This is a genomic window from Bacillus sp. FDAARGOS_1420 (genome assembly GCF_019344915.1).
GTDB lineage: Bacteria > Bacillota > Bacilli > Bacillales > Bacillaceae_G > Bacillus_A > Bacillus_A mycoides.
The window spans coordinates 3,395,889-3,415,020 of record NZ_JAHWJB010000002.1 but is presented as its reverse complement, the minus strand read 5'-3'; the positions used below and the strand labels follow the sequence as shown (position 1 = coordinate 3,415,020).

At 37.5% G+C, this 19,132-nt stretch carries 18 protein-coding genes and 1 other annotated feature (1 of these 19 running past the window's edge); of the genes, 17 read left to right on the top strand and 1 reads right to left on the bottom strand.

Translation table 11 applies throughout. The features are described 5' to 3' along the window. Positions 1 to 163, top strand: a binding site (T-box leader) (it extends 56 nt beyond the left edge of the window). 41 nt (positions 164 to 204) lie between these two features. The 12 genes from alaS (at position 205) to I6L50_RS27715 (ending at position 12,340) form a co-directional block, all read left to right on the top strand. Further along, positions 205 to 2,847 (top strand): alanine--tRNA ligase, encoded by a 2,643-nt coding sequence (alaS, locus tag I6L50_RS27770; RefSeq protein WP_002015283.1) that lies wholly within the window; start codon positions 205 to 207, stop codon positions 2,845 to 2,847. Between the two features lie 78 nt (positions 2,848 to 2,925). Next, on the top strand, positions 2,926 to 3,192 hold the full coding sequence (locus tag I6L50_RS27765; protein ID WP_000348591.1) for an IreB family regulatory phosphoprotein: 267 nt from the start codon (positions 2,926 to 2,928) through the stop codon (positions 3,190 to 3,192). 3 nt (positions 3,193 to 3,195) lie between these two features. After that, on the top strand, positions 3,196 to 3,609 hold the full coding sequence (gene ruvX, locus I6L50_RS27760) for a Holliday junction resolvase RuvX (protein WP_001221204.1): 414 nt from the start codon (positions 3,196 to 3,198) through the stop codon (positions 3,607 to 3,609). A gap of 12 nt (positions 3,610 to 3,621) precedes the next feature. Further along, positions 3,622 to 3,900, top strand: a complete 279-nt coding sequence (locus I6L50_RS27755; RefSeq protein WP_002034112.1) for a DUF1292 domain-containing protein — start codon at positions 3,622 to 3,624, stop codon at positions 3,898 to 3,900. A 241-nt stretch (positions 3,901 to 4,141) separates the two neighbouring features. Continuing rightward, positions 4,142 to 5,212, top strand: a complete 1,071-nt coding sequence (mltG, locus tag I6L50_RS27750; protein ID WP_201064347.1) for an endolytic transglycosylase MltG — start codon at positions 4,142 to 4,144, stop codon at positions 5,210 to 5,212. Between the two features lie 215 nt (positions 5,213 to 5,427). Then, on the top strand, positions 5,428 to 6,069 hold the full coding sequence (locus I6L50_RS27745) for an O-methyltransferase (protein ID WP_012261742.1): 642 nt from the start codon (positions 5,428 to 5,430) through the stop codon (positions 6,067 to 6,069). Between the two features lie 7 nt (positions 6,070 to 6,076). Next, complete coding sequence (locus I6L50_RS27740; RefSeq protein WP_219303573.1) at positions 6,077 to 7,006, top strand: peptidase U32 family protein; 930 nt, start codon at positions 6,077 to 6,079, stop codon at positions 7,004 to 7,006. An 18-nt stretch (positions 7,007 to 7,024) separates the two neighbouring features. After that, on the top strand, positions 7,025 to 8,305 hold the full coding sequence (locus I6L50_RS27735; RefSeq protein ID WP_002015275.1) for a peptidase U32 family protein: 1,281 nt from the start codon (positions 7,025 to 7,027) through the stop codon (positions 8,303 to 8,305). A 17-nt stretch (positions 8,306 to 8,322) separates the two neighbouring features. Continuing rightward, positions 8,323 to 8,961 (top strand): uridine kinase, encoded by a 639-nt coding sequence (gene udk, locus I6L50_RS27730; protein WP_002015274.1) that lies wholly within the window; start codon positions 8,323 to 8,325, stop codon positions 8,959 to 8,961. Positions 8,962 to 9,237: 276 nt separating this feature from the next. Next, positions 9,238 to 9,714 (top strand): transcription elongation factor GreA, encoded by a 477-nt coding sequence (gene greA / locus I6L50_RS27725; RefSeq protein WP_078213491.1) that lies wholly within the window; start codon positions 9,238 to 9,240, stop codon positions 9,712 to 9,714. A gap of 92 nt (positions 9,715 to 9,806) precedes the next feature. After that, positions 9,807 to 11,561, top strand: coding sequence for a peptidoglycan D,D-transpeptidase FtsI family protein (locus I6L50_RS27720; RefSeq protein ID WP_219303572.1), 1,755 nt, complete (start codon positions 9,807 to 9,809; stop codon positions 11,559 to 11,561). Positions 11,562 to 11,677: 116 nt separating this feature from the next. After that, entirely contained in the window at positions 11,678 to 12,340 is a 663-nt protein-coding gene (locus I6L50_RS27715; protein WP_193662515.1) for a YrrS family protein, read from the top strand. Between the two features lie 36 nt (positions 12,341 to 12,376). On the opposite strand, the gene I6L50_RS27710 is transcribed toward I6L50_RS27715, so the two are convergent. Continuing rightward, positions 12,377 to 12,592: a YrzA family protein gene (locus I6L50_RS27710; RefSeq protein ID WP_002015268.1), complete on the bottom strand. Its 216-nt coding sequence runs from the start codon at positions 12,590 to 12,592 to the stop codon at positions 12,377 to 12,379. A gap of 137 nt (positions 12,593 to 12,729) precedes the next feature. On the opposite strand from I6L50_RS27710, the gene I6L50_RS27705 reads away from it, so the two are divergent. From I6L50_RS27705 to adhE, 5 genes are all read left to right on the top strand, one after another. Continuing rightward, entirely contained in the window at positions 12,730 to 13,368 is a 639-nt protein-coding gene (locus I6L50_RS27705; protein ID WP_219303571.1) for a class I SAM-dependent DNA methyltransferase, read from the top strand. A 14-nt stretch (positions 13,369 to 13,382) separates the two neighbouring features. Continuing rightward, positions 13,383 to 14,078 (top strand): 5'-methylthioadenosine/S-adenosylhomocysteine nucleosidase, encoded by a 696-nt coding sequence (mtnN, locus tag I6L50_RS27700; protein WP_002015266.1) that lies wholly within the window; start codon positions 13,383 to 13,385, stop codon positions 14,076 to 14,078. 82 nt (positions 14,079 to 14,160) lie between these two features. Continuing rightward, positions 14,161 to 15,084 carry an O-acetylserine dependent cystathionine beta-synthase gene (locus I6L50_RS27695; protein WP_002015265.1) on the top strand — a complete coding sequence of 308 codons (924 nt, stop codon included), beginning with the start codon at positions 14,161 to 14,163 and terminating at the stop codon, positions 15,082 to 15,084. 3 nt (positions 15,085 to 15,087) lie between these two features. Next, entirely contained in the window at positions 15,088 to 16,221 is a 1,134-nt protein-coding gene (locus I6L50_RS27690; protein ID WP_219303570.1) for a bifunctional cystathionine gamma-lyase/homocysteine desulfhydrase, read from the top strand. Between the two features lie 260 nt (positions 16,222 to 16,481). Continuing rightward, complete coding sequence (adhE, locus tag I6L50_RS27685) at positions 16,482 to 19,085, top strand: bifunctional acetaldehyde-CoA/alcohol dehydrogenase (RefSeq protein WP_219303569.1); 2,604 nt, start codon at positions 16,482 to 16,484, stop codon at positions 19,083 to 19,085. The last annotated feature ends 47 nt before the right edge of the window (positions 19,086 to 19,132 follow it).

The following is a 19,132-nucleotide window of genomic DNA, read 5'->3' as shown; positions in this document are numbered from 1 at the left end:
ATGGCTGAAAGAAGCTTTAAATGAAGGGTAACAGAAAGCTAATCCTGAGAGCAGCTAATCACTGCCGTCTTGCCACGTTACGGCACCATGAGGTGATGAATTGATTGTTATAATAATCAATTCATAATTAGGGTGGTATCGCGAGTTAACTCTCGTCCCTTTTATTAGGGGCGGGAGTTTTTTATATTTAAGGAGGAAAATACAATGAAACAACTAACAGGCGCACAAATTCGTCAAATGTTTTTAGACTTTTTCCAAGAAAAAGGACATGCAGTAGAACCAAGTGCATCACTAGTTCCTCATGAGGATCCATCTCTTCTATGGATTAATAGTGGTGTAGCGACATTAAAGAAATATTTTGATGGTCGTGTAATCCCACAAAATCCACGTATTACAAATGCACAAAAATCAATTCGTACAAACGATATTGAAAACGTTGGGAAAACGGCTCGTCACCATACATTCTTTGAAATGTTAGGGAACTTCTCAATCGGTGATTACTTCAAAGAAGAAGCAATTACTTGGGCTTGGGAATTTCTAACGAGCGACAAATGGATCGGATTCGATAAAGAATTACTATCTGTTACAATTCATCCGGAAGATGAAGAAGCATTCACAATTTGGAATGAGAAAATGGGTGTTCCAAAAGAACGCATCATCCGTTTAGAAGAAAACTTCTGGGATATCGGTGAAGGACCAAGTGGACCGAATACAGAAATTTTCTATGACCGCGGTGAATCTTACGGTAATGACTTTAGTGACCCAGAATTATATCCGGGCGGAGAAAACGAGCGTTACTTAGAAGTATGGAACCTTGTATTCTCTCAATTTAACCATAATCCAGACGGTTCATATACGCCACTTCCTAAGAAAAACATCGATACAGGAATGGGTCTAGAGCGTATGACATCTATCGTTCAAGATGTACCTACGAACTTTGATACAGACCTATTCATGCCGATGATTGGTGCAACAGAATCAATTTCTGGTGAGAAATATCGCAATGGCGATTTAGAAAAAGATATGGCGTTTAAAGTAATTGCTGACCATATCCGTACAGTAACATTCGCTGTTGGTGACGGTGCTCTTCCATCTAACGAAGGCCGTGGTTATGTGTTACGTCGTTTATTACGCCGTGCTGTTCGTTATTCTAAGAAATTAAACATCAACCGTCCGTTCATGTTTGAATTAGTACCGGTTGTTGGAGAAGTAATGAAAGACTTCTATCCAGAAGTACTTGAAAAGAAAGATTTCATCGCAAAAGTTGTGAAAAATGAAGAAGAGCGTTTCCATGAAACACTTCATGATGGTGAATCAATTTTAGCTGAAGTAATTGCAAAAGCGAAAGAAGAAAAAACAACTGTTATTTCTGGCGTAGATGCGTTCCGCCTATACGACACGTACGGTTTCCCAATTGAATTAACAGAAGAATATGCAGAAGAAGCTGGTATGACAGTTGATCAAGCGGGCTTTGAAAATGAAATGGAGAAACAACGTGAGCGTGCACGTGCTGCTCGTCAAGACGTTGATTCTATGCAAGTTCAAGGCGGTGTACTTGGTGAAGTTAAAGTAGCGAGCGAATTCGTTGGTTACGGTACAGTTGCAACAGAAAGTAACGTTGTTGCACTTGTGAAAAATGGTGAGTATACAGATAGCTTACAAGCAGGTGAAGAAGGACAATTAATGCTTGATGTAACGCCATTCTACGCTGAGAGCGGTGGGCAAATTGCAGACCGTGGTTACCTTCTTGCTGACGGCGTGAAAGTTGTTGTAAAAGACGTACAAAAAGCACCAAATGGTCAAAATTTACACAAAGTTGTTGTTGAAGAGGGTACATTAACGAAAGAAGCGGCTGTAAAAGCTCTTATCGATACGAAAAACCGTAGTAGCGTTGTGAAAAACCATACAGCAACTCACTTACTGCACCAAGCATTAAAAGATATACTGGGAACGCATGTTAACCAAGCGGGTTCTCTTGTAACATCTGAACGTTTACGTTTTGACTTCTCTCACTTCGGTCAAGTACAAGCTGATGAATTAGAAAAAATTGAGCGTATCGTAAATGAAAAAATTTGGGAAAGTATTGATGTTGCGATTTCTCAAAAAGCAATCGAAGAAGCGAAAGAAATGGGCGCAATGGCATTATTCGGTGAAAAATACGGTGATGTTGTACGCGTTGTGCAAGTAGGCGATTACAGCTTAGAGCTTTGCGGTGGTTGTCACGTTGATAACACAGCTTCTATCGGTATTTTCAAAATCGTTGCTGAGTCTGGTATCGGTGCAGGAACTCGTCGTATTGAGGCGGTAACTGGTAAGTCTGCATACGAATTAATGAACGATCAAGTAGGTTTATTAAAAGAAGCAGCAGGAAAAATGAAAACAAATCCGAAAGATATTTTAACAAGAGTTGATGGTTTATTTACTGAAGTAAAACAACTTCAAAAAGAAAACGAATCTCTTGCTGCGAAATTAAGCAATATCGAAGCTGGAAACTTAACTGATTCAGTAATGACAGTTGATGGCGTGAACGTATTAGCGGCAAAAGTAAATGTTGCAGATATGAACAACTTACGTACAATGATGGATGACCTTAAAAATAAATTAGAGTCTGCAGTTGTTGTATTAGCGTCTGTAAATGACGATAAAGTAAATATTTTAGCTGGCGTAACGAAAGATTTAATTAGTCAAGGTTACCATGCGGGTAAACTTGTGAAAGAAGTAGCTTCTCGTTGTGGAGGCGGCGGTGGTGGCCGTCCTGATATGGCACAAGCAGGCGGTAAAAACCCAGCGCAAGTAGAGGAAGCTTTAGCGTTTGTACAAGAGTACGTTAAATCTGTTTCAAAATAAAGAGATAGTAGTGTACAATGGTAGGGAGAGGAGAAGTTCTTCTCCCTATACTTACTACTTACAAGTGAGGTGCTTGAAATGGACGGTTTTGATAAGACAATGAAGTTTAGCATTCAAGATGAAAAACAGAGTGTCCATGTAAATGATGTACTTTTAACTGTGTATGATGCACTTCAAGAAAAAGGTTATAATCCGATTAACCAAATCGTCGGTTATTTATTAAGTGGAGATCCAGCATACATACCTCGCCATAAAGATGCACGAAGCATCGTTCGCAAGCTTGAACGTGATGAGATAATTGAAGAACTTGTGAAGTCTTACTTGAAACATCATCGTGAGGAGTAGTTTATGCGGATATTAGGTTTAGATGTTGGTACTAAAACAGTCGGTGTTGCAATGAGCGATGAGATGGGCTGGACAGCACAAGGGCTGGAAACAATCAGGATTAACGAAGAACGAGGCCACTTTGGTTTTGACCGTATTTCTGAGCTGGTAAAACAGTACAATGTGGACAAAATAGTAGTAGGTTTACCTAAAAATATGAATGGTACAATCGGCCCTCGTGGTGAAGCGTGCCAGCAATTTGCAGAAAACCTGCGAAATCTGTTACAATTAGAAGTTGTAATGTGGGACGAGCGTTTGTCGACGATGGCAGCGGAACGTCTGCTCATTTCAGCTGATGTGAGCCGTAAGAAGCGAAAACAGGTAATCGATAAGATGGCTGCAGTCGTGATCTTACAAGGATTTTTAGATAGTAAATAAGAGGTGACCAAAATGGAAGAAAATCAAATTACAATTGTAGACGAAAAAGGAAACGAACATTTATGTGAAATTATTTTCACTTTTGATGCTGAAAAATTCGGCAAAAAATCTTACGTAGTCTTCTCTCCAATCGGTGAAGTAGACGAAGATGGAGACCAAATCTTCGATGCAATGGCATACGAGCAAAGCGAAGAAGAGGGCGGAACATTACTTTCAATTGAATCTGAAGAAGAGTGGGAAATGGTACAAGAAATGTTTAACACTCTTGCTGATGAGCAAGAAGAAGAATAGTAATGGATAAAAAGGCGAACTGTGTACACAGTTCGCCTTTTTTGTATTCATATGCAAAATGACAGATTTTTTGTCGAAACTACTTAATTGTTTATAGTATAATAAGACGGGTTGTATGAAAAAAGGCTTTAAATAAGTAGCTGTCACCGATTATTTAGAAATGATTGGTTTTGCTTTATGTTTGTAGGGCATTGTATAGAGGAAGTGTATACGGTCTACAATTGAATAAGGAGGAAGAATTTTGGTAGAGAATCAAGTGAAGAAGAAGCGTAGACGCATTTTTTTAATTTCGATTATCGCACTGCTTTTAGTTTGTGGATCAGTCTATGCGTATATTTCATCTGCATTAGGGCCAGTTGATAGTGGAAATAAAAAAGAGATTGAGGTAGAGATTCCAAAGGGGTCATCTACAAGTAAAATCGGTGAGATTTTAGAAGGAAAAGGTGCTGTGAAAAGCAGTACAGTTTTTAGTTTTTATACGAAATTTAAGTCGAAAAGCTTACAAGCAGGTACATATTTATTAAATCCTTCGATGAGTGCTAACGATGTCATTGAACAAATGTCATCTGGCAACGTACATCGTCCGGCTCTTTATAAAGTGACGATTAAAGAAGGGGCGCAAGTAACTGAAATTGCTGAAGTGATTGCGGCAGAATTAAAGTGGAATAAAGATGATGTTGTGCGTCAATTAAACGATAAAGCATTTATTCAAAAAATGCAGCAAAAGTATCCGAAGCTATTAACAGATAAAATTTTTGATAGCAACATTAAATATCCACTAGAAGGATACTTATATCCAGCAACGTATTCTTTCTATAAAAAGGATACGAAATTAGAAGAAATTGTAATCCCAATGCTTGAGAAAACAAATGCAATTATTGTTCAAAATGAGGCGAAAATGAAAGCGAAGAACTGGGATGTTCATCAACTTCTCACGTTGTCTTCACTTATTGAAGAAGAGGCTACTGGCTTTACTGATCGCCAAAAAATCTCTAGTGTTTTCTATAATCGTTTAGCGAAAGGCATGCCGCTTCAAACGGATCCGACGGTATTATACGCGCTTGGGAAGCATAAACAACGTGTATTATACGAAGACTTGAAAATAAACTCACCGTACAATACGTATGTTGTGAAAGGGTTGCCAGTTGGACCGATTGCAAACTCTGGTAAACATTCAGTGGAAGCAGCGTTAGATCCTGCGCAAACAGATTATTATTATTTCTTAGCTGCACCAAGTGGTGAAGTGTATTATGCGAAAACATTAGAAGAACATAATGCATTAAAGCAAAAATACATTACGAAAAAACAGTGAAATGGGGAGGGATAGCGAAAAGGGTCGCATATCCCTCTTTTTTGTGGTAAAATATATCGGGTTAAAAACTGGCAGAAGAATCGTTTTTAATATCAAAACGGGACGTACAAGCTAAGGGTGAAACTGGCTTGTATTTTTATTGCATTCTATGTGTGAAAAGACAAAGGTTGACGCGTCATAGAGGCACTTCTCCATGTAAATAAGGAGGACCAATTATGGAGGATGCAGTTAACGAGTACCTATTATCATTTATTGATCCAAAAGATAAATTAATTCTTGAAATGGAAGAGTATGCAACTGAAAACCATGTGCCGATTATGGATCGACTTGGAATGGAATTTATGCTGCAATTTTTACGTTTAGTTGGACCGGAAAGTATTTTAGAACTTGGAACAGCAATCGGTTATTCTAGTATTCGTATGATGCAAGCTATTCCGAACTCTCGCATTGTGACAGTAGAGCGCAATCGTGAACGATATGAAAAGGCACTTGAATATATAGAATGTTCCTCGGTAACAGACCGTATTTCTGTTATTTACGGTGATGCTTTAGAAACGGGCGAACAAGTGAAAGAACATGGAACATTTGATGTTATTTTTATTGATGCAGCGAAAGGGCAGTATCGTCGCTTTTTTGACTTATACGAACCGTTATTAAATCCTGGTGGTGTTATTATTTCAGATAACGTTATGTACCATGGTCTTGTGACGACAAAAGAGAAAATTGAAAATAGACGTACCCGTGGTTTGATTCGTCGTATTAAGACGTACAATGAATGGCTTATGAATCATGAAGGATATGATACAACGATTTTCCCAATTGGCGATGGAGTGGCTGTAAGTAAAAAGAGAGGGTGACAAAAGTATGAAGAAACCTGAATTGTTAGTAACGCCTAGAGCGGTGGCGGATATTGAACCTCTTGCGAAAGCAGGGGCAGATGCAGTAATGGTTGGTGAACAAAAGTTTGGTTTACGTTTGGCAGGAGAGTTTTCACGTGAAGATGTGAAACAAGCTGTAAACATTGCACATGAAAATGGTGTGAAAGTATACGTTGCAATGAATGCGATGTTCCACAATGATAAAATAGAAGAATTAACGGACTATGTTGCCTTTTTAAATGAGGTAAATGTAGATGCGATTGTTTTCGGAGATCCAGCGGTATTAATGGCTGTTCGTGAAGTTGCACCAAATATGCAACTTCACTGGAATACAGAAACGACAGCAACAAACTGGTTTACTTGTAACTATTGGGGGCAAAGAGGAGCGAAACGCGCTGTATTAGCTCGTGAGCTTAGCTTAGATGAAATTGCTGAATTAAAAGAAAATGCTGAAGTGGAACTTGAAGTGCAAATTCACGGTATGACTTGTATGTTCCAATCGAAGCGTTCACTAGTAGGAAACTATTTTGAGTATCAAGGGCGTAATCTCGACATTGAAAAGAAAAAGTATGAAGAGAATATGTTCTTATACGACCCAGAACGTAATAACAAATATCCAATTTATGAAGATGAAAATGGTACTCACATTATGAGTCCGAATGATATTTGTTTCATCGATGAGTTAGAGGAACTAATCGATGCTGAAGTCGATAGCTTAAAAATTGATGGTGTCCTAAAAAGTTCTGAGTACATTATTGAGGTGACGAAGAAATATCGTAAGGCGATTGATTTATGTGTAGAAGATCGTGATGCGTATTATGACGTGAAAGATGATTTATTTAAAGAGATAGAAGAAATACAACCGGTAAATCGTCCGTTAGATACAGGATTCTTCTTTAAAGAAACGGTTTACTAAACGAGGAGGGTGTAGGAAATGACTGTACAAGAAATTTCACGAGTGATCGATGGCAAACGCGTTATTGTGAAAAAACCTGAACTGTTAATCCCTGCGGGTAACTTAGAAAAATTAAAAGTAGCTATCCATTATGGGGCAGATGCTGTATATTTAGGTGGACAAGAATTTGGTCTTCGTTCTAATGCAGGTAACTTTACGCTGGAAGACATGGCAGAAGGCGTTGAATTTGCAAAGAAATATGGAGCAAAAATATACGTGACAACAAATATTTTTGCACATAATGAAAATATGGATGGGCTAGAGGAATATTTAAAAGGGATTGAAAAAGCTGGCGTAACGGGAATTATCGTTGCCGATCCGCTTATTATTGAGACATGTAAACGTGTAGCTCCTTCTGTTGAGGTGCATTTAAGTACACAACAATCACTATCCAACTGGAAAGCAGCACAGTATTGGAAAGAAGAAGGTTTACATCGTCTTGTATTAGCTCGTGAAGCAAGCTATGAAGAAATGAAAGAAATTAAAGAAAAAGTTGATGTTGAAATTGAAGCATTCGTCCATGGTGCAATGTGTATCGCGTATTCAGGGAGATGTACATTAAGTAACCATATGACAGCGCGTGACTCTAACCGTGGTGGTTGTTGTCAATCTTGCCGCTGGGATTATGATTTAGTTCAAACGGTATCACAACATAAAGATGCAAAAGAGCTTCCTCTATTCCAAGAAGAAGATGCTCACTTTGCGATGAGCCCAAAAGATTTAAATTTAATCTTATCAATTCCGAAAATGATTGAAATTGGAATTGATAGCTTAAAAGTTGAAGGACGTATGAAATCTATCCATTACGTAGCGACTGTAGCAACTGTATATCGTAAAGTAATTGATGCGTATTGTGCGGATCCGGATAACTTTGAGTTTAAACAAGAATGGTTAGATGAACTTGATAAATGTGCAAATCGTGATACAGCTCCTGCATTCTTTGAAGGGGTTCCAGGACATCAAGAGCAAATGTTTGGAAATCATAGTAAGAAAACAACGTATGATTTTGCTGGTTTAGTGTTAGATTATAATGAAGAAACGGGCATCGTAACGCTTGAGCAACGTAATCACTTCAAACCAGGACATGAAGTGGAGTTCTTTGGGCCAGAAATAGAAAACTTTACGCAGACGGTGGAGAAAATTTGGGATGAGGATGGAAACGAATTAGATGCAGCGAGACATCCGTTGCAAATCGTGAAATTCAAAGTGGATCAACCAGTGTATGTGAATAATATGATGCGCAAAAACATACTTCAATAAGAAAGAGTGGTAGTCGAATGGGGACGAATAAGCCTGTTGTAATTGGAATCGCTGGTGGTTCAGGATCAGGAAAAACAAGTGTAACGAAAGCGATTTTTGACCATTTTAAAGGTCATTCCATTTTAATCTTGGAGCAAGATTATTATTACAAAGATCAAAGCCATTTACCAATGGAAGAACGTTTAAAAACAAATTACGATCATCCGTTAGCGTTTGATAATGATTTGTTAATTGACCATTTGCAGCAGTTGCTTGCATATGAGCAAGTGGAAAAGCCTATATATGACTATACATTGCATACGCGTTCAGAAAAAATTATTCCAGTTGAGCCGAAAGATGTAATCATTTTAGAAGGAATTCTTATTTTAGAAGACCCACGTCTTTGTGAGTTAATGGATATTAAGGTGTTCGTTGATACAGATGCAGACCTTCGTATTTTACGCCGCATGCAGCGCGATATTGAAGAGCGCGGTCGTACAATGGATTCAGTTATCGACCAATACGTAAACGTTGTACGTCCAATGCATAATCAATTTATTGAGCCTTCTAAGAAATTCGCGGATATTATTATCCCTGAAGGTGGACAAAACCATGTTGCAATTGATATTATGGTTACAAAAATTGCAACAATTCTTGAACAAAAAGTAAATTTGTAATAGCATAGTAAAAGATATACGATAGGAAGGGATTTTTTCCCTTCTTATCGAATACAATGAAACATGAAACCTCACCTACCAATAGGTGAGGGCATATTTATATCAACTTTCCATACATACCTTCTTTATATAAGGAAGAATTGGAGAATAAGGGGTTGTATGTGACAACTCCACTAGTGCTACGTGTGCTAGAAACCTCCGCTATATAAGCGGAGGAGTTTTCATATGGAACTCCTCTTTTTTTCGGGGGATTGGTATATAAAAGGAGTGGAAAACATGGCAACAGAAAAAACATACCCTATGACGCAAGAGGGTAAGCAAAAACTAGAGAACGAAGTTGAACAATTAAAAACAGTAAGACGTAAAGAAGTTGTAGAACGTATTAAGATCGCACGTAGCTTCGGAGATCTTTCAGAGAACTCTGAGTATGATGCAGCGAAAGATGAGCAAGCATTCGTAGAAGGACGTATTACACAACTTGAAAACATGATTCGTAATGCGGTTATCATTGAAGACAATGGTGAAGAGTCTACAGTTGTAACATTAGGTAAAACAGTAATATTTAAAGAGTTACCAGGTGGAGACGAAGAAGCGTACATAATCGTAGGTAGCGCAGAAGCCGATCCATTTGAAGGAAGAATTTCTAACGATTCTCCAATCGCAAAAAGCTTATTAGGTAAGCAAATTGGTGAGAAGGTAGCAATCCAAACACCAGGTGGAGAAATGCAAGTAGAGATTATCTCTGTAAAATAACGTAAAAAATCACTCGTGTAAAAACGAGTGATTTTTTATTTGTATAAAAGGTGAAACACCTCGTCTAAACTACAATAGACGAGGTGTTTTTTATGAAAATGAAACGGAGAATTATAATTGTTTTAATTTGTTTTATGGGTGTGATTTTTTTATTACTTTGTCGTTTAATCCAAATACAGATTATAGATACGGAATCATTTACTGACCGAAATATCAATCTGATTGAAAAAAGTGTTACGCAACGAACACAGTCACTTACAGTAGATAATGGAAGAGGGCATTTTACAGATCGAAATGGTAAGGAAATTGGTGAAGAGGAATATCCAGTCTTAATTGTTTTTCCATTTTTACAAATAAAAAATGACATGTTAGAGAAAATTGCGCATATCATTGGTGTGTCGAGACAAGAGATAAGACTGCAAATGAAAAATAAGAATCAAGCATTTATATTACGAAAGGAGAATACCCCATTTCAATTAACGCTCGAGCAGATGAAGAAGGTAAATCAATTAGATATTTTAGGTATTGTAGCAGCAGAAGTTCGACTGAAGCAAATGGGGGAGGCAAATCATTTAATTGGTGATGTGGGAGAGAATGAACAGGAATTTCAAAAGCGTTATGGAGAAATGAAAAAAACTTCGAAACAAACGCCAATTGGTATTTCTGGATTGCAACAATCATTTGATGAATTTTTACTGACTGATGGAGAAGCGAAAGTACTATATCAAGTGGATCGACAAGGAGAACCGATTTTTGGGAAGCAGGCGAAATACACTTCACCAGGAAATCCATTTTATCCAGTTACTATTCAAACAACAATACATAAAACGTTGCAACGACGAGCAGAGAAGATTATAGATGAAAACGGGATAAAAAAAGGTGGGTTAGTATTACTAGACATAAAGAATAGTGAAGTTGTAGCAATGGTAAGTAGGCCTTCTTTACAGATGAATGATAGGAGGATATATAAATCTACACTTGAAAATCAAATGTTAACTCCTCATTTTCCGGGGTCTGTTTTTAAAACAGTAGTTGCAGCAGCAGTAATTGATGAGAATTTGGTGCGGTTTAATCGTACATTTAACTGTAATACGGATTTATACGGTGAAAATCTTCCACAAGTTATGATGGGGTCATTAAACTTTAAGGAAAGCTTTGCTAGAAGCTGTAATCGAACGTTTGCCGTATTAGGTGATGAACTAATGCAAAAGGATAGGGGAGTATTAGAAACGTATTTAGAGGCCTTAGGAGCAAGTGAGAAGGTAGGTTGGAAAGGTTCAGTATTTCATACACCAGAATTTGAGCAATTGCCAGAAGAAAAGAGTGCTATTATTTGGGAAAGCGAAGAAAATAAAGATAGTAGAAAAGCGATTGCTCAAACGATGGTCGGACAAAAAGATGTACGTGTGTCACCTCTAGCTATAGCGAATATGATGGCGACAATTGCTAGAGGTGGAGAGAAGATGGAAGTGAAAGCTGTGAAAAAAATAGTGTATAAAAATGGAACCGACTTTTTTACATTTGAAAATCATAAATTAAATGGGAAACAGCTTTCTTATGAAAAGATGAAAAAATTACAACAGTTGTTAAGAGCCGTTGTAACGATGGAGAAAGGAACGGGAACCGCATTCCGTTCGTTGCCACTAACTGTCGCTGGAAAATCTGGGACGGCACAAACAGGAAAGGGAGAGAGGGTGAATCGCTGGTTTGCAGGTTATTTTCCATATGAAAACCCAAGATATGCTTTAGTTGTAGTTGATATAGAAACAGATAGTAATGAAAATGTAGTCACACCAGTTTTTGCAGAAATGGTAGAGGCAATTCATCAATTAGAAATTGAAAAGTAATCTTGCAATTATTTATGAAATGTTTTCATTTCGTGAAAATATTATTGTAAATGTTCAACCTTTCTAGATTTAATGTTACAATAGCAAGTATGAAAAACTGCATGGAGGTTTGAAGAATGGCAGGAGGATCTAGATTCCAACAGAAACAACAAAAACGCCGTCAAAACGGTGTTTTAAATATTGCAATCGCTATTGTATTAGTAGCAGTAGCTATTGTAGCATATCAATTGTTTGTTCCTGACACAAAAGAGCAAGCGTCTTCTAATGATAAAAAGGTAGCTCAGCAAACAACAAAAGAAAATAAAGCTGAGAAAGCAAAAGGTAAAGAAGAGACGAAGAAGAACGAGCAAGAGAAAGAGAAAACAGAGGCTAAGAAGAAGGAAGAAGAAGAGAAGCTAAAGGCTGAAGAAGAAAAGAAAAAAGCTGAAGAAGAAGCGAAAGCTAATGAGAAAATACCAGCTGAAAAAACTGTATCAAAGGCAAAAGATGCTTATACAAAACCTTCTTGGAAGCCAGTTGGAACAGAACAAGGTACATCACCAGCGGGGACGTTTAACAAAGGATCAGCAAATTGGAATGAGATGATAAAAGCGATTTCTACTGCTGTCGAAGTTCCAGAAAACCAATTAGTGCTTCATTGGGTTGGTCGAGATAAGACTGGAAAGAGCCAAGCTTATGGAGATGTTCAGGATAAGCAAAGTGGAAAAAAATATTATGTGAATATTGATTGGGTAGACAATGAGGGCTGGAAACCAGTACTCGTTCAAACTCTAAACTAAAAAAAGAGAGGCTCTTAAGAGCCTCTCTTTTTTTAGTTAGCGTAATTTCTTTAATTTAAAATGAACAACCGCACTATAATAAGGTCTTTTGCTTTCAGGATCCATAATCATTTGGTGAGAAATATGATGAACCTCGAGCATAAGTGCTTTATTATTATCAATTTGTTCGTTAATTTTTTTTTCTAGAGAAACTAAGTTTGCAGCCTCGAAAAATTCTACTTTATCTTCTAACATTTCAAAGGTAAATGACACGAAGATGCCCCCTCTCCTATGATAATCACCTATAGTGTAACAAAGAAAAGAAGGAAATACTACGCACATTTCAATTGACATTTTTAGAAAGAGAGAATATCATACTGATAAAACCGATAAGAAAAAGGGGAATTTTTATGGGAACAGAATTTAATGGTTTATTTGATGAATGGGCTCATACGTACGACTCATTTGTACAAGGCGAAGATATACAATATAAAGAAGTTTTCGCCCGTTATGAGGACATTTTAGAGGATGTAGTTAACAAGTCATTTGGCAACGTATTAGAATTTGGTGTTGGTACTGGCAATTTAACAAATAAATTATTACTTGCTGGTCGCACAGTTTACGGTATAGAACCGTCACGCGAAATGCGTACTATTGCAAAAGAGAAATTACCAAAAGAATTTTCAATTACAGAGGGTGATTTTCTTTCATTTGAAGTCCCAAATTCAATCGATACTATTGTGAGCACTTACGCATTTCATCATTTAATAGATGAAGAAAAAGACGTAGCAATTGCGAAGTATAGTCAATTGCTAAACAAAGGTGGTAAAATAGTGTTTGCTGATACGATATTTGCAGATCAAGATGCATATGATAAAACTGTCGAAGTAGCAAAACAAAGAGGTTTTCATCAGTTAGCAAACGATTTGCAAACAGAATACTATACACGTATTCCGATCATGCAATCTATTTTTGAAAACAATGGCTTCCACGTAACGTTTACGAGATTAAATCATTTCGTTTGGGTAATGGAGGCAACTAAGCAATAGAAAGAGGGATTAGATTGAGAATTGCTGTAATTGGAGCAATGGAAGAAGAAGTACGTATTTTACGTGACAAACTAGAACAAGCAGAAACAGAAACTGTTGCAGGTTGTGAATTTACGAAAGGACTATTGGCAGGGCATGAAGTAATCTTGCTAAAGTCTGGTATTGGTAAAGTAAATGCAGCGATGTCAACGACAATTTTATTAGAAAAATATAAGCCTGAAAAAGTAATTAATACTGGCTCAGCTGGTGGATTCCATCATTCTTTAAATGTTGGAGATGTAGTTATTTCAACAGAAGTTCGTCACCATGACGTAGATGTAACAGCATTTAACTACGAATATGGTCAAGTGCCAGGAATGCCACCAGGATTTAAAGCTGATGAGGCATTAGTTGCATTAGCTGAGAAATGTATGCAGGCAGAAGAAAATATTCAAGTTGTAAAAGGTATGATTGCAACAGGTGATTCATTTATGAGTGATCCTAACCGCGTTGCAGCAATTCGTGATAAATTTGAAGACCTTTATGCAGTAGAAATGGAAGCAGCAGCTGTTGCGCAAGTATGCCACCAATATGAAGTTCCGTTTGTTATTATTCGCGCACTTTCTGATATTGCTGGTAAAGAATCAAATGTTTCATTTGATCAATTTTTAGATCAAGCAGCTCTTCATTCTACAAACTTTATCGTAAAAGTACTAGAAGAGTTAAAGTAATGTAACAAAAAGGCAACTGTCTCATATAAAGAAAATACATACAGTTGCCTTTTCTTTATTGGCAAATAAGGGGGAGAACACGATGAATGTATATCGTGGCGTTCATGAATTGATTGGTCATACACCAATTGTAGAAATTACGCGTTTTTCACTTCCAGAAGGAGTCCGTTTATTTGCAAAGCTTGAATTTTACAACCCAGGCGGAAGCGTTAAGGATCGTTTAGGAAGAGAATTAATTGAAGATGCACTAGAAAAAGGGCTTGTTACCCAGGGCGGAACAATTATTGAACCGACGGCTGGAAATACTGGCATTGGACTGGCACTTGCAGCGTTACAACATGATTTACGCGTCATCGTTTGTGTACCAGAGAAATTTAGTGTTGAAAAGCAAGAATTAATGAAGGCGCTAGGTGCAACGGTTGTGCATACACCGACTGAGCAAGGAATGACCGGCGCAATTGCAAAAGCGAAAGAGTTAGTAAATGAAATACCGAATTCATACTCTCCAAGTCAGTTTGCGAATGAAGCAAACCCTCGCGCTTATTTTAAAACGCTAGGACCTGAACTTTGGTCGGCACTGAATGGAGAGATTAACATATTTGTTGCAGGGGCAGGAACTGGCGGTACGTTTATGGGAACTGCATCTTATTTGAAAGAGAAAAATATTGATATTAAAACGGTTATTGTAGAACCAGAAGGCTCTATTTTAAATGGTGGTAAAGCTGGTTCACATGAAACAGAAGGTATTGGTCTTGAATTCATTCCACCATTTTTGAAAACATCTTATTTTGATGAAATTCATACGATTTCTGATCGAAATGCATTTTTACGAGTGAAAGAATTAGCGCAAAAAGAAGGACTTCTCGTTGGAAGCTCTTCAGGAGCAGCATTTCATGCGAGCTTACTTGAGGCAGAGAAAGCAACACCAGGTACAAATATTGTAACGATTTTTCCTGATAGTAGTGAGCGCTATTTAAGCAAAGACATATACAAAGGATGGGAATAAAAAATGAGAGCAAAGACAAAGTTAATTCATGGTATTCGCATAGGAGAACCTTCAACTGGATCTGTAAACGTACCGATCTATCAAACAAGTACGTACAAACAAGAAGCAGTTGGTAAGCATCAAGGATATGAATATTCACGTACAGGCAATCCAACACGTGCAGCTTTAGAAGAAATGATTGCTGTATTAGAAAACGGTCATGCTGGATTTGCATTTGGTTCAGGAATGGCTGCTATTACAGCAACAATTATGTTGTTCTCAAAAGGTGACCACGTCATTTTAACAGATGATGTTTATGGCGGGACGTACCGTGTTATTACGAAAGTATTAAACCGCTTCGGTATTGAGCATACATTTGTAGATACAACAAACCTAGAGGAAGTTGTAGAAGCGATTCGTCCAAATACGAAAGCGATTTATGTAGAAACACCAACGAACCCATTACTAAAAATTACTGATATTAAGAAAATATCTGCTCTTGCTAAAGAGAAAGATTTATTAACAATTATTGATAACACATTCATGACGCCATATTGGCAGTCGCCAATTTCTTTAGGAGCAGACATTGTGCTTCATAGTGCAACGAAATATTTAGGAGGACATAGTGACGTAGTTGCAGGCCTAGTAGTTGTAAATAGCCAGCAATTAGCAGAAGACCTTCACTTTGTACAAAACTCAACAGGAGGTATTCTTGGACCACAAGACAGCTTCTTACTACTTCGTGGTTTAAAAACATTAGGAATTCGTATGGAGGAGCATGAAATAAATTCACGCGCAATTGCTGAGTTTTTAAATAACCATCCGAAAGTAAATAAAGTATATTATCCAGGTCTTGAATCACATCAAAATCACGAATTAGCAAAAGAACAGGCGAACGGATTTGGTGCAATCATCTCATTCGATGTAGATAGTGAAGAAACATTAAATAGAGTACTTGAGAAGTTACAATACTTTACACTTGCTGAAAGCTTAGGAGCAGTAGAAAGTTTAATTTCTATCCCATCTCAAATGACACATGCATCAATCCCAGCAGATCGCCGTAAAGAATTAGGAATTACAGATACATTAATTCGAATCTCTGTTGGTATTGAAGATGGAGAAGATTTAATTGAAGATTTAGCACAAGCACTAGCATAGTAAAAATGCACTGCTAATATAGAGCAGTGCATTTTTACTATATTAATTTGTGAAACATTTCACAAATTAGACATACACAAATGAAATGATTTCATGTATATTGAATTCATGAAATGTTATTCACGAACAAACTTGTGAAATGTTTCACAAGTGATGGGATTCATGTAGGAAGGTAACTCTATTTTTTTACGCTAATCGGGACTTTTTATGACCTGTAGGGACTTATGAAGTCCAAGATAGCAGAATAGGAGGAAATTTACATGGTAGTCAAAGAGAAAGTTGTAAATGAAATGCAAGAGGTAAAAGAGATGATTGATACGTTAGTAGATAACGGTCAAAAAGCTTTACAAGCATTAGAAAGTTTTACACAAGAGCAAATTGACAACATTGTTCATGAAATGGCGCTTGCGGGTGTCGATCAACATATGCGGCTTGCGAAGTTGGCTGTTGAAGAAACGGGCCGTGGCGTATATGAAGATAAATGCATTAAAAATATTTTTGCCACTGAATATATTTGGCATAGTATAAAGAAAGATAAAACGGTAGGAATTATTCATGAAGATCCTCATGAAGAAATAATAGAAATCGCAGAGCCTGTCGGTGTAGTAGCTGGGGTAACGCCAGTAACGAACCCAACATCGACAACAATGTTTAAAGCATTAATCGCGATAAAAACGAGAAATCCAATTATTTTCGCATTTCATCCTTCTGCACAAAACTGTTCCGTTGCAGCGGCAAGAACAGTATATGATGCAGCAGTGAAAGCTGGCGCACCAAAGCATTGTATTCAATGGATTGAAAGACCTTCTGTGGAAGCAACGAAACAATTAATGAACCATGATGGTGTCGCACTCGTTCTAGCAACTGGAGGGGCTGGTATGGTGAAATCGGCTTATTCTACTGGTAAACCCGCGCTAGGTGTAGGGCCAGGTAATGTACCATGTTATATAGAGAAATCGGCACATGTAAAACGTGCTGTTAATGATTTGATTTTATCGAAAACATTTGATAACGGTATGATTTGTGCGTCAGAACAAGCCATCATTGTAGATAAGGAAATCTATAATGATGTTAAAGCAGAAATGATTGCAAATAATTGTTATTTTGTAACAGAGGAAGAGAGAAAGAAATTAGAAAAGCTTGTTATTAATGAAAATACATGTGCAGTAAATAGTGATATTGTCGGGAAATCAGCACAGTATATTGCTGAATTAGTAGGAATTACTGTACCTGAACATACAAAAATGCTTGTAGCTGAAATTAAAGGCATCGGAGCAGCGTATCCACTATCTCGTGAGAAACTGAGCCCAGTGTTAGCTTGTGTAAAAGCAAATTCATTAGAAGAAGGATTTACATATTGCGAAGAGATGTTAGAGCTTGGTGGCCTAGGGCATTCAGCGGTTATCCATTCTACAAATAAAGAAGTACAAAAACAATTTGGGTTACGTATGAAAGCCTGCCGTCTCATTGTAAATGCACCTTCATCACAAGGTGGAATTGGTGATATATATAATGGATTTATTCCATCACTTACGCTTGGTTGTGGCTCCTACGGGAAAAACTCAGTTTCCCAAAACGTAACGGCGACTCATTTATTAAATATAAAAAGGTTGGCAAATAGAAAAAAGAATATGCAGTGGTTCAAATTACCACCCAAAATTTATTTTGAAAAACATGCGACAGCATATTTAGCAAACATGCCTAACATTTCCCGCGCATTTATTGTAACGGATCCAGGGATGGTTGAGCACGGTTATGTAGATACAGTTACGCACTATTTACGTAAGCATGCAAATGATGTGAAAGTTGAAGTTTTCTTTGAAGTTGAGCCAGATCCATCAGATGAAACTGTATTTAAAGGTGCGAACATGATGAAAAGCTTTAAACCAGATGTAATTATCGCGCTTGGTGGCGGCTCAGCTATGGATGCAGCAAAAGGGATGTGGCTATTCTATGAGCACCCAGAAACGACATTCTATGGAATAAAACAGAAGTTTTTAGATATAAGAAAACGTACATGTAAGTATCCGAACTTGGGAAATAAAGCACAATTTGTTGCCATTCCAACAACATCAGGGACGGGATCAGAAGTGACGCCATTTGCGGTTATTACAGATAAGAAAAATAATATTAAATACCCGCTTGCGGATTATGAATTAACACCAGATGTAGCGATTGTTGATCCGCAATTTGTAATGACAGTACCACCTCATGTGACGGCAGATACTGGTATGGATGTATTAACACATGCAATTGAAGCGTATGTGTCTGTTCTGGCAAATGACTATACTGATGGTTTAGCATTAAAAGCAATTGATCTCGTATTTAAATATTTACCGAGAGCATATAAAGATGGAAATGATGAAGAAGCACGAGAAAAAATGCATAATGCTTCCGCAATCGCAGGGATGGCATTTGCAAATGCTTTCCTAGGTATTAATCATAGTTTAGCGCATAAAATTGGACCGGAATTCCATATTCCGCATGGACGTGCGAATGCAATTCTTATGCCGCACGTAGTTCGCTATAATGCTATTAAGCCAAGAAAACACGCATTGTTCCCAAAATATGAGCACTTTGTGGCTGATGAACGCTATGCACATATTGCGAGAATGCTCGGGCTTCCAGCAAGTTCGGCGGCAGAAGGTGTGGAATCACTCGTCCAAGCAATTATTGAGCTTGGAAAAAGCTTAAATATAAATATGAGTATTGCAGGACAAGGAGTTGCTAAAGACCAATTTGAAGGGGTTGTTGGATTATTAGCAGAAAGAGCTTTTGAAGATCAATGTACAACAGCTAATCCAAAATTACCGCTCATTTCAGAGCTGAAAGAAATCTATATGGAAGCATATAAAGGCGTATAATAGATAAAAAAGAGCCGCGAGTAAGCGGCTCTTTTTTACTTTGGAAA

Coding starts and splice junctions, on each gene's coding strand:
- I6L50_RS27690 (WP_219303570.1), top strand. CDS start 15,088: ATGAGAGCAAAGACAAAGTTAATTCATGGTATTCGCATAGGAGAACCT.
- I6L50_RS27720 (WP_219303572.1), top strand. CDS start 9,807: ATGAAAATGAAACGGAGAATTATAATTGTTTTAATTTGTTTTATGGGT.
- I6L50_RS27765 (WP_000348591.1), top strand. CDS start 2,926: ATGGACGGTTTTGATAAGACAATGAAGTTTAGCATTCAAGATGAAAAA.
- alaS (WP_002015283.1), top strand. CDS start 205: ATGAAACAACTAACAGGCGCACAAATTCGTCAAATGTTTTTAGACTTT.
- I6L50_RS27745 (WP_012261742.1), top strand. CDS start 5,428: ATGGAGGATGCAGTTAACGAGTACCTATTATCATTTATTGATCCAAAA.
- I6L50_RS27740 (WP_219303573.1), top strand. CDS start 6,077: ATGAAGAAACCTGAATTGTTAGTAACGCCTAGAGCGGTGGCGGATATT.
- I6L50_RS27695 (WP_002015265.1), top strand. CDS start 14,161: ATGAATGTATATCGTGGCGTTCATGAATTGATTGGTCATACACCAATT.
- I6L50_RS27715 (WP_193662515.1), top strand. CDS start 11,678: ATGGCAGGAGGATCTAGATTCCAACAGAAACAACAAAAACGCCGTCAA.
- udk (WP_002015274.1), top strand. CDS start 8,323: ATGGGGACGAATAAGCCTGTTGTAATTGGAATCGCTGGTGGTTCAGGA.
- I6L50_RS27705 (WP_219303571.1), top strand. CDS start 12,730: ATGGGAACAGAATTTAATGGTTTATTTGATGAATGGGCTCATACGTAC.
- I6L50_RS27735 (WP_002015275.1), top strand. CDS start 7,025: ATGACTGTACAAGAAATTTCACGAGTGATCGATGGCAAACGCGTTATT.
- greA (WP_078213491.1), top strand. CDS start 9,238: ATGGCAACAGAAAAAACATACCCTATGACGCAAGAGGGTAAGCAAAAA.
- adhE (WP_219303569.1), top strand. CDS start 16,482: ATGGTAGTCAAAGAGAAAGTTGTAAATGAAATGCAAGAGGTAAAAGAG.
- ruvX (WP_001221204.1), top strand. CDS start 3,196: ATGCGGATATTAGGTTTAGATGTTGGTACTAAAACAGTCGGTGTTGCA.
- I6L50_RS27755 (WP_002034112.1), top strand. CDS start 3,622: ATGGAAGAAAATCAAATTACAATTGTAGACGAAAAAGGAAACGAACAT.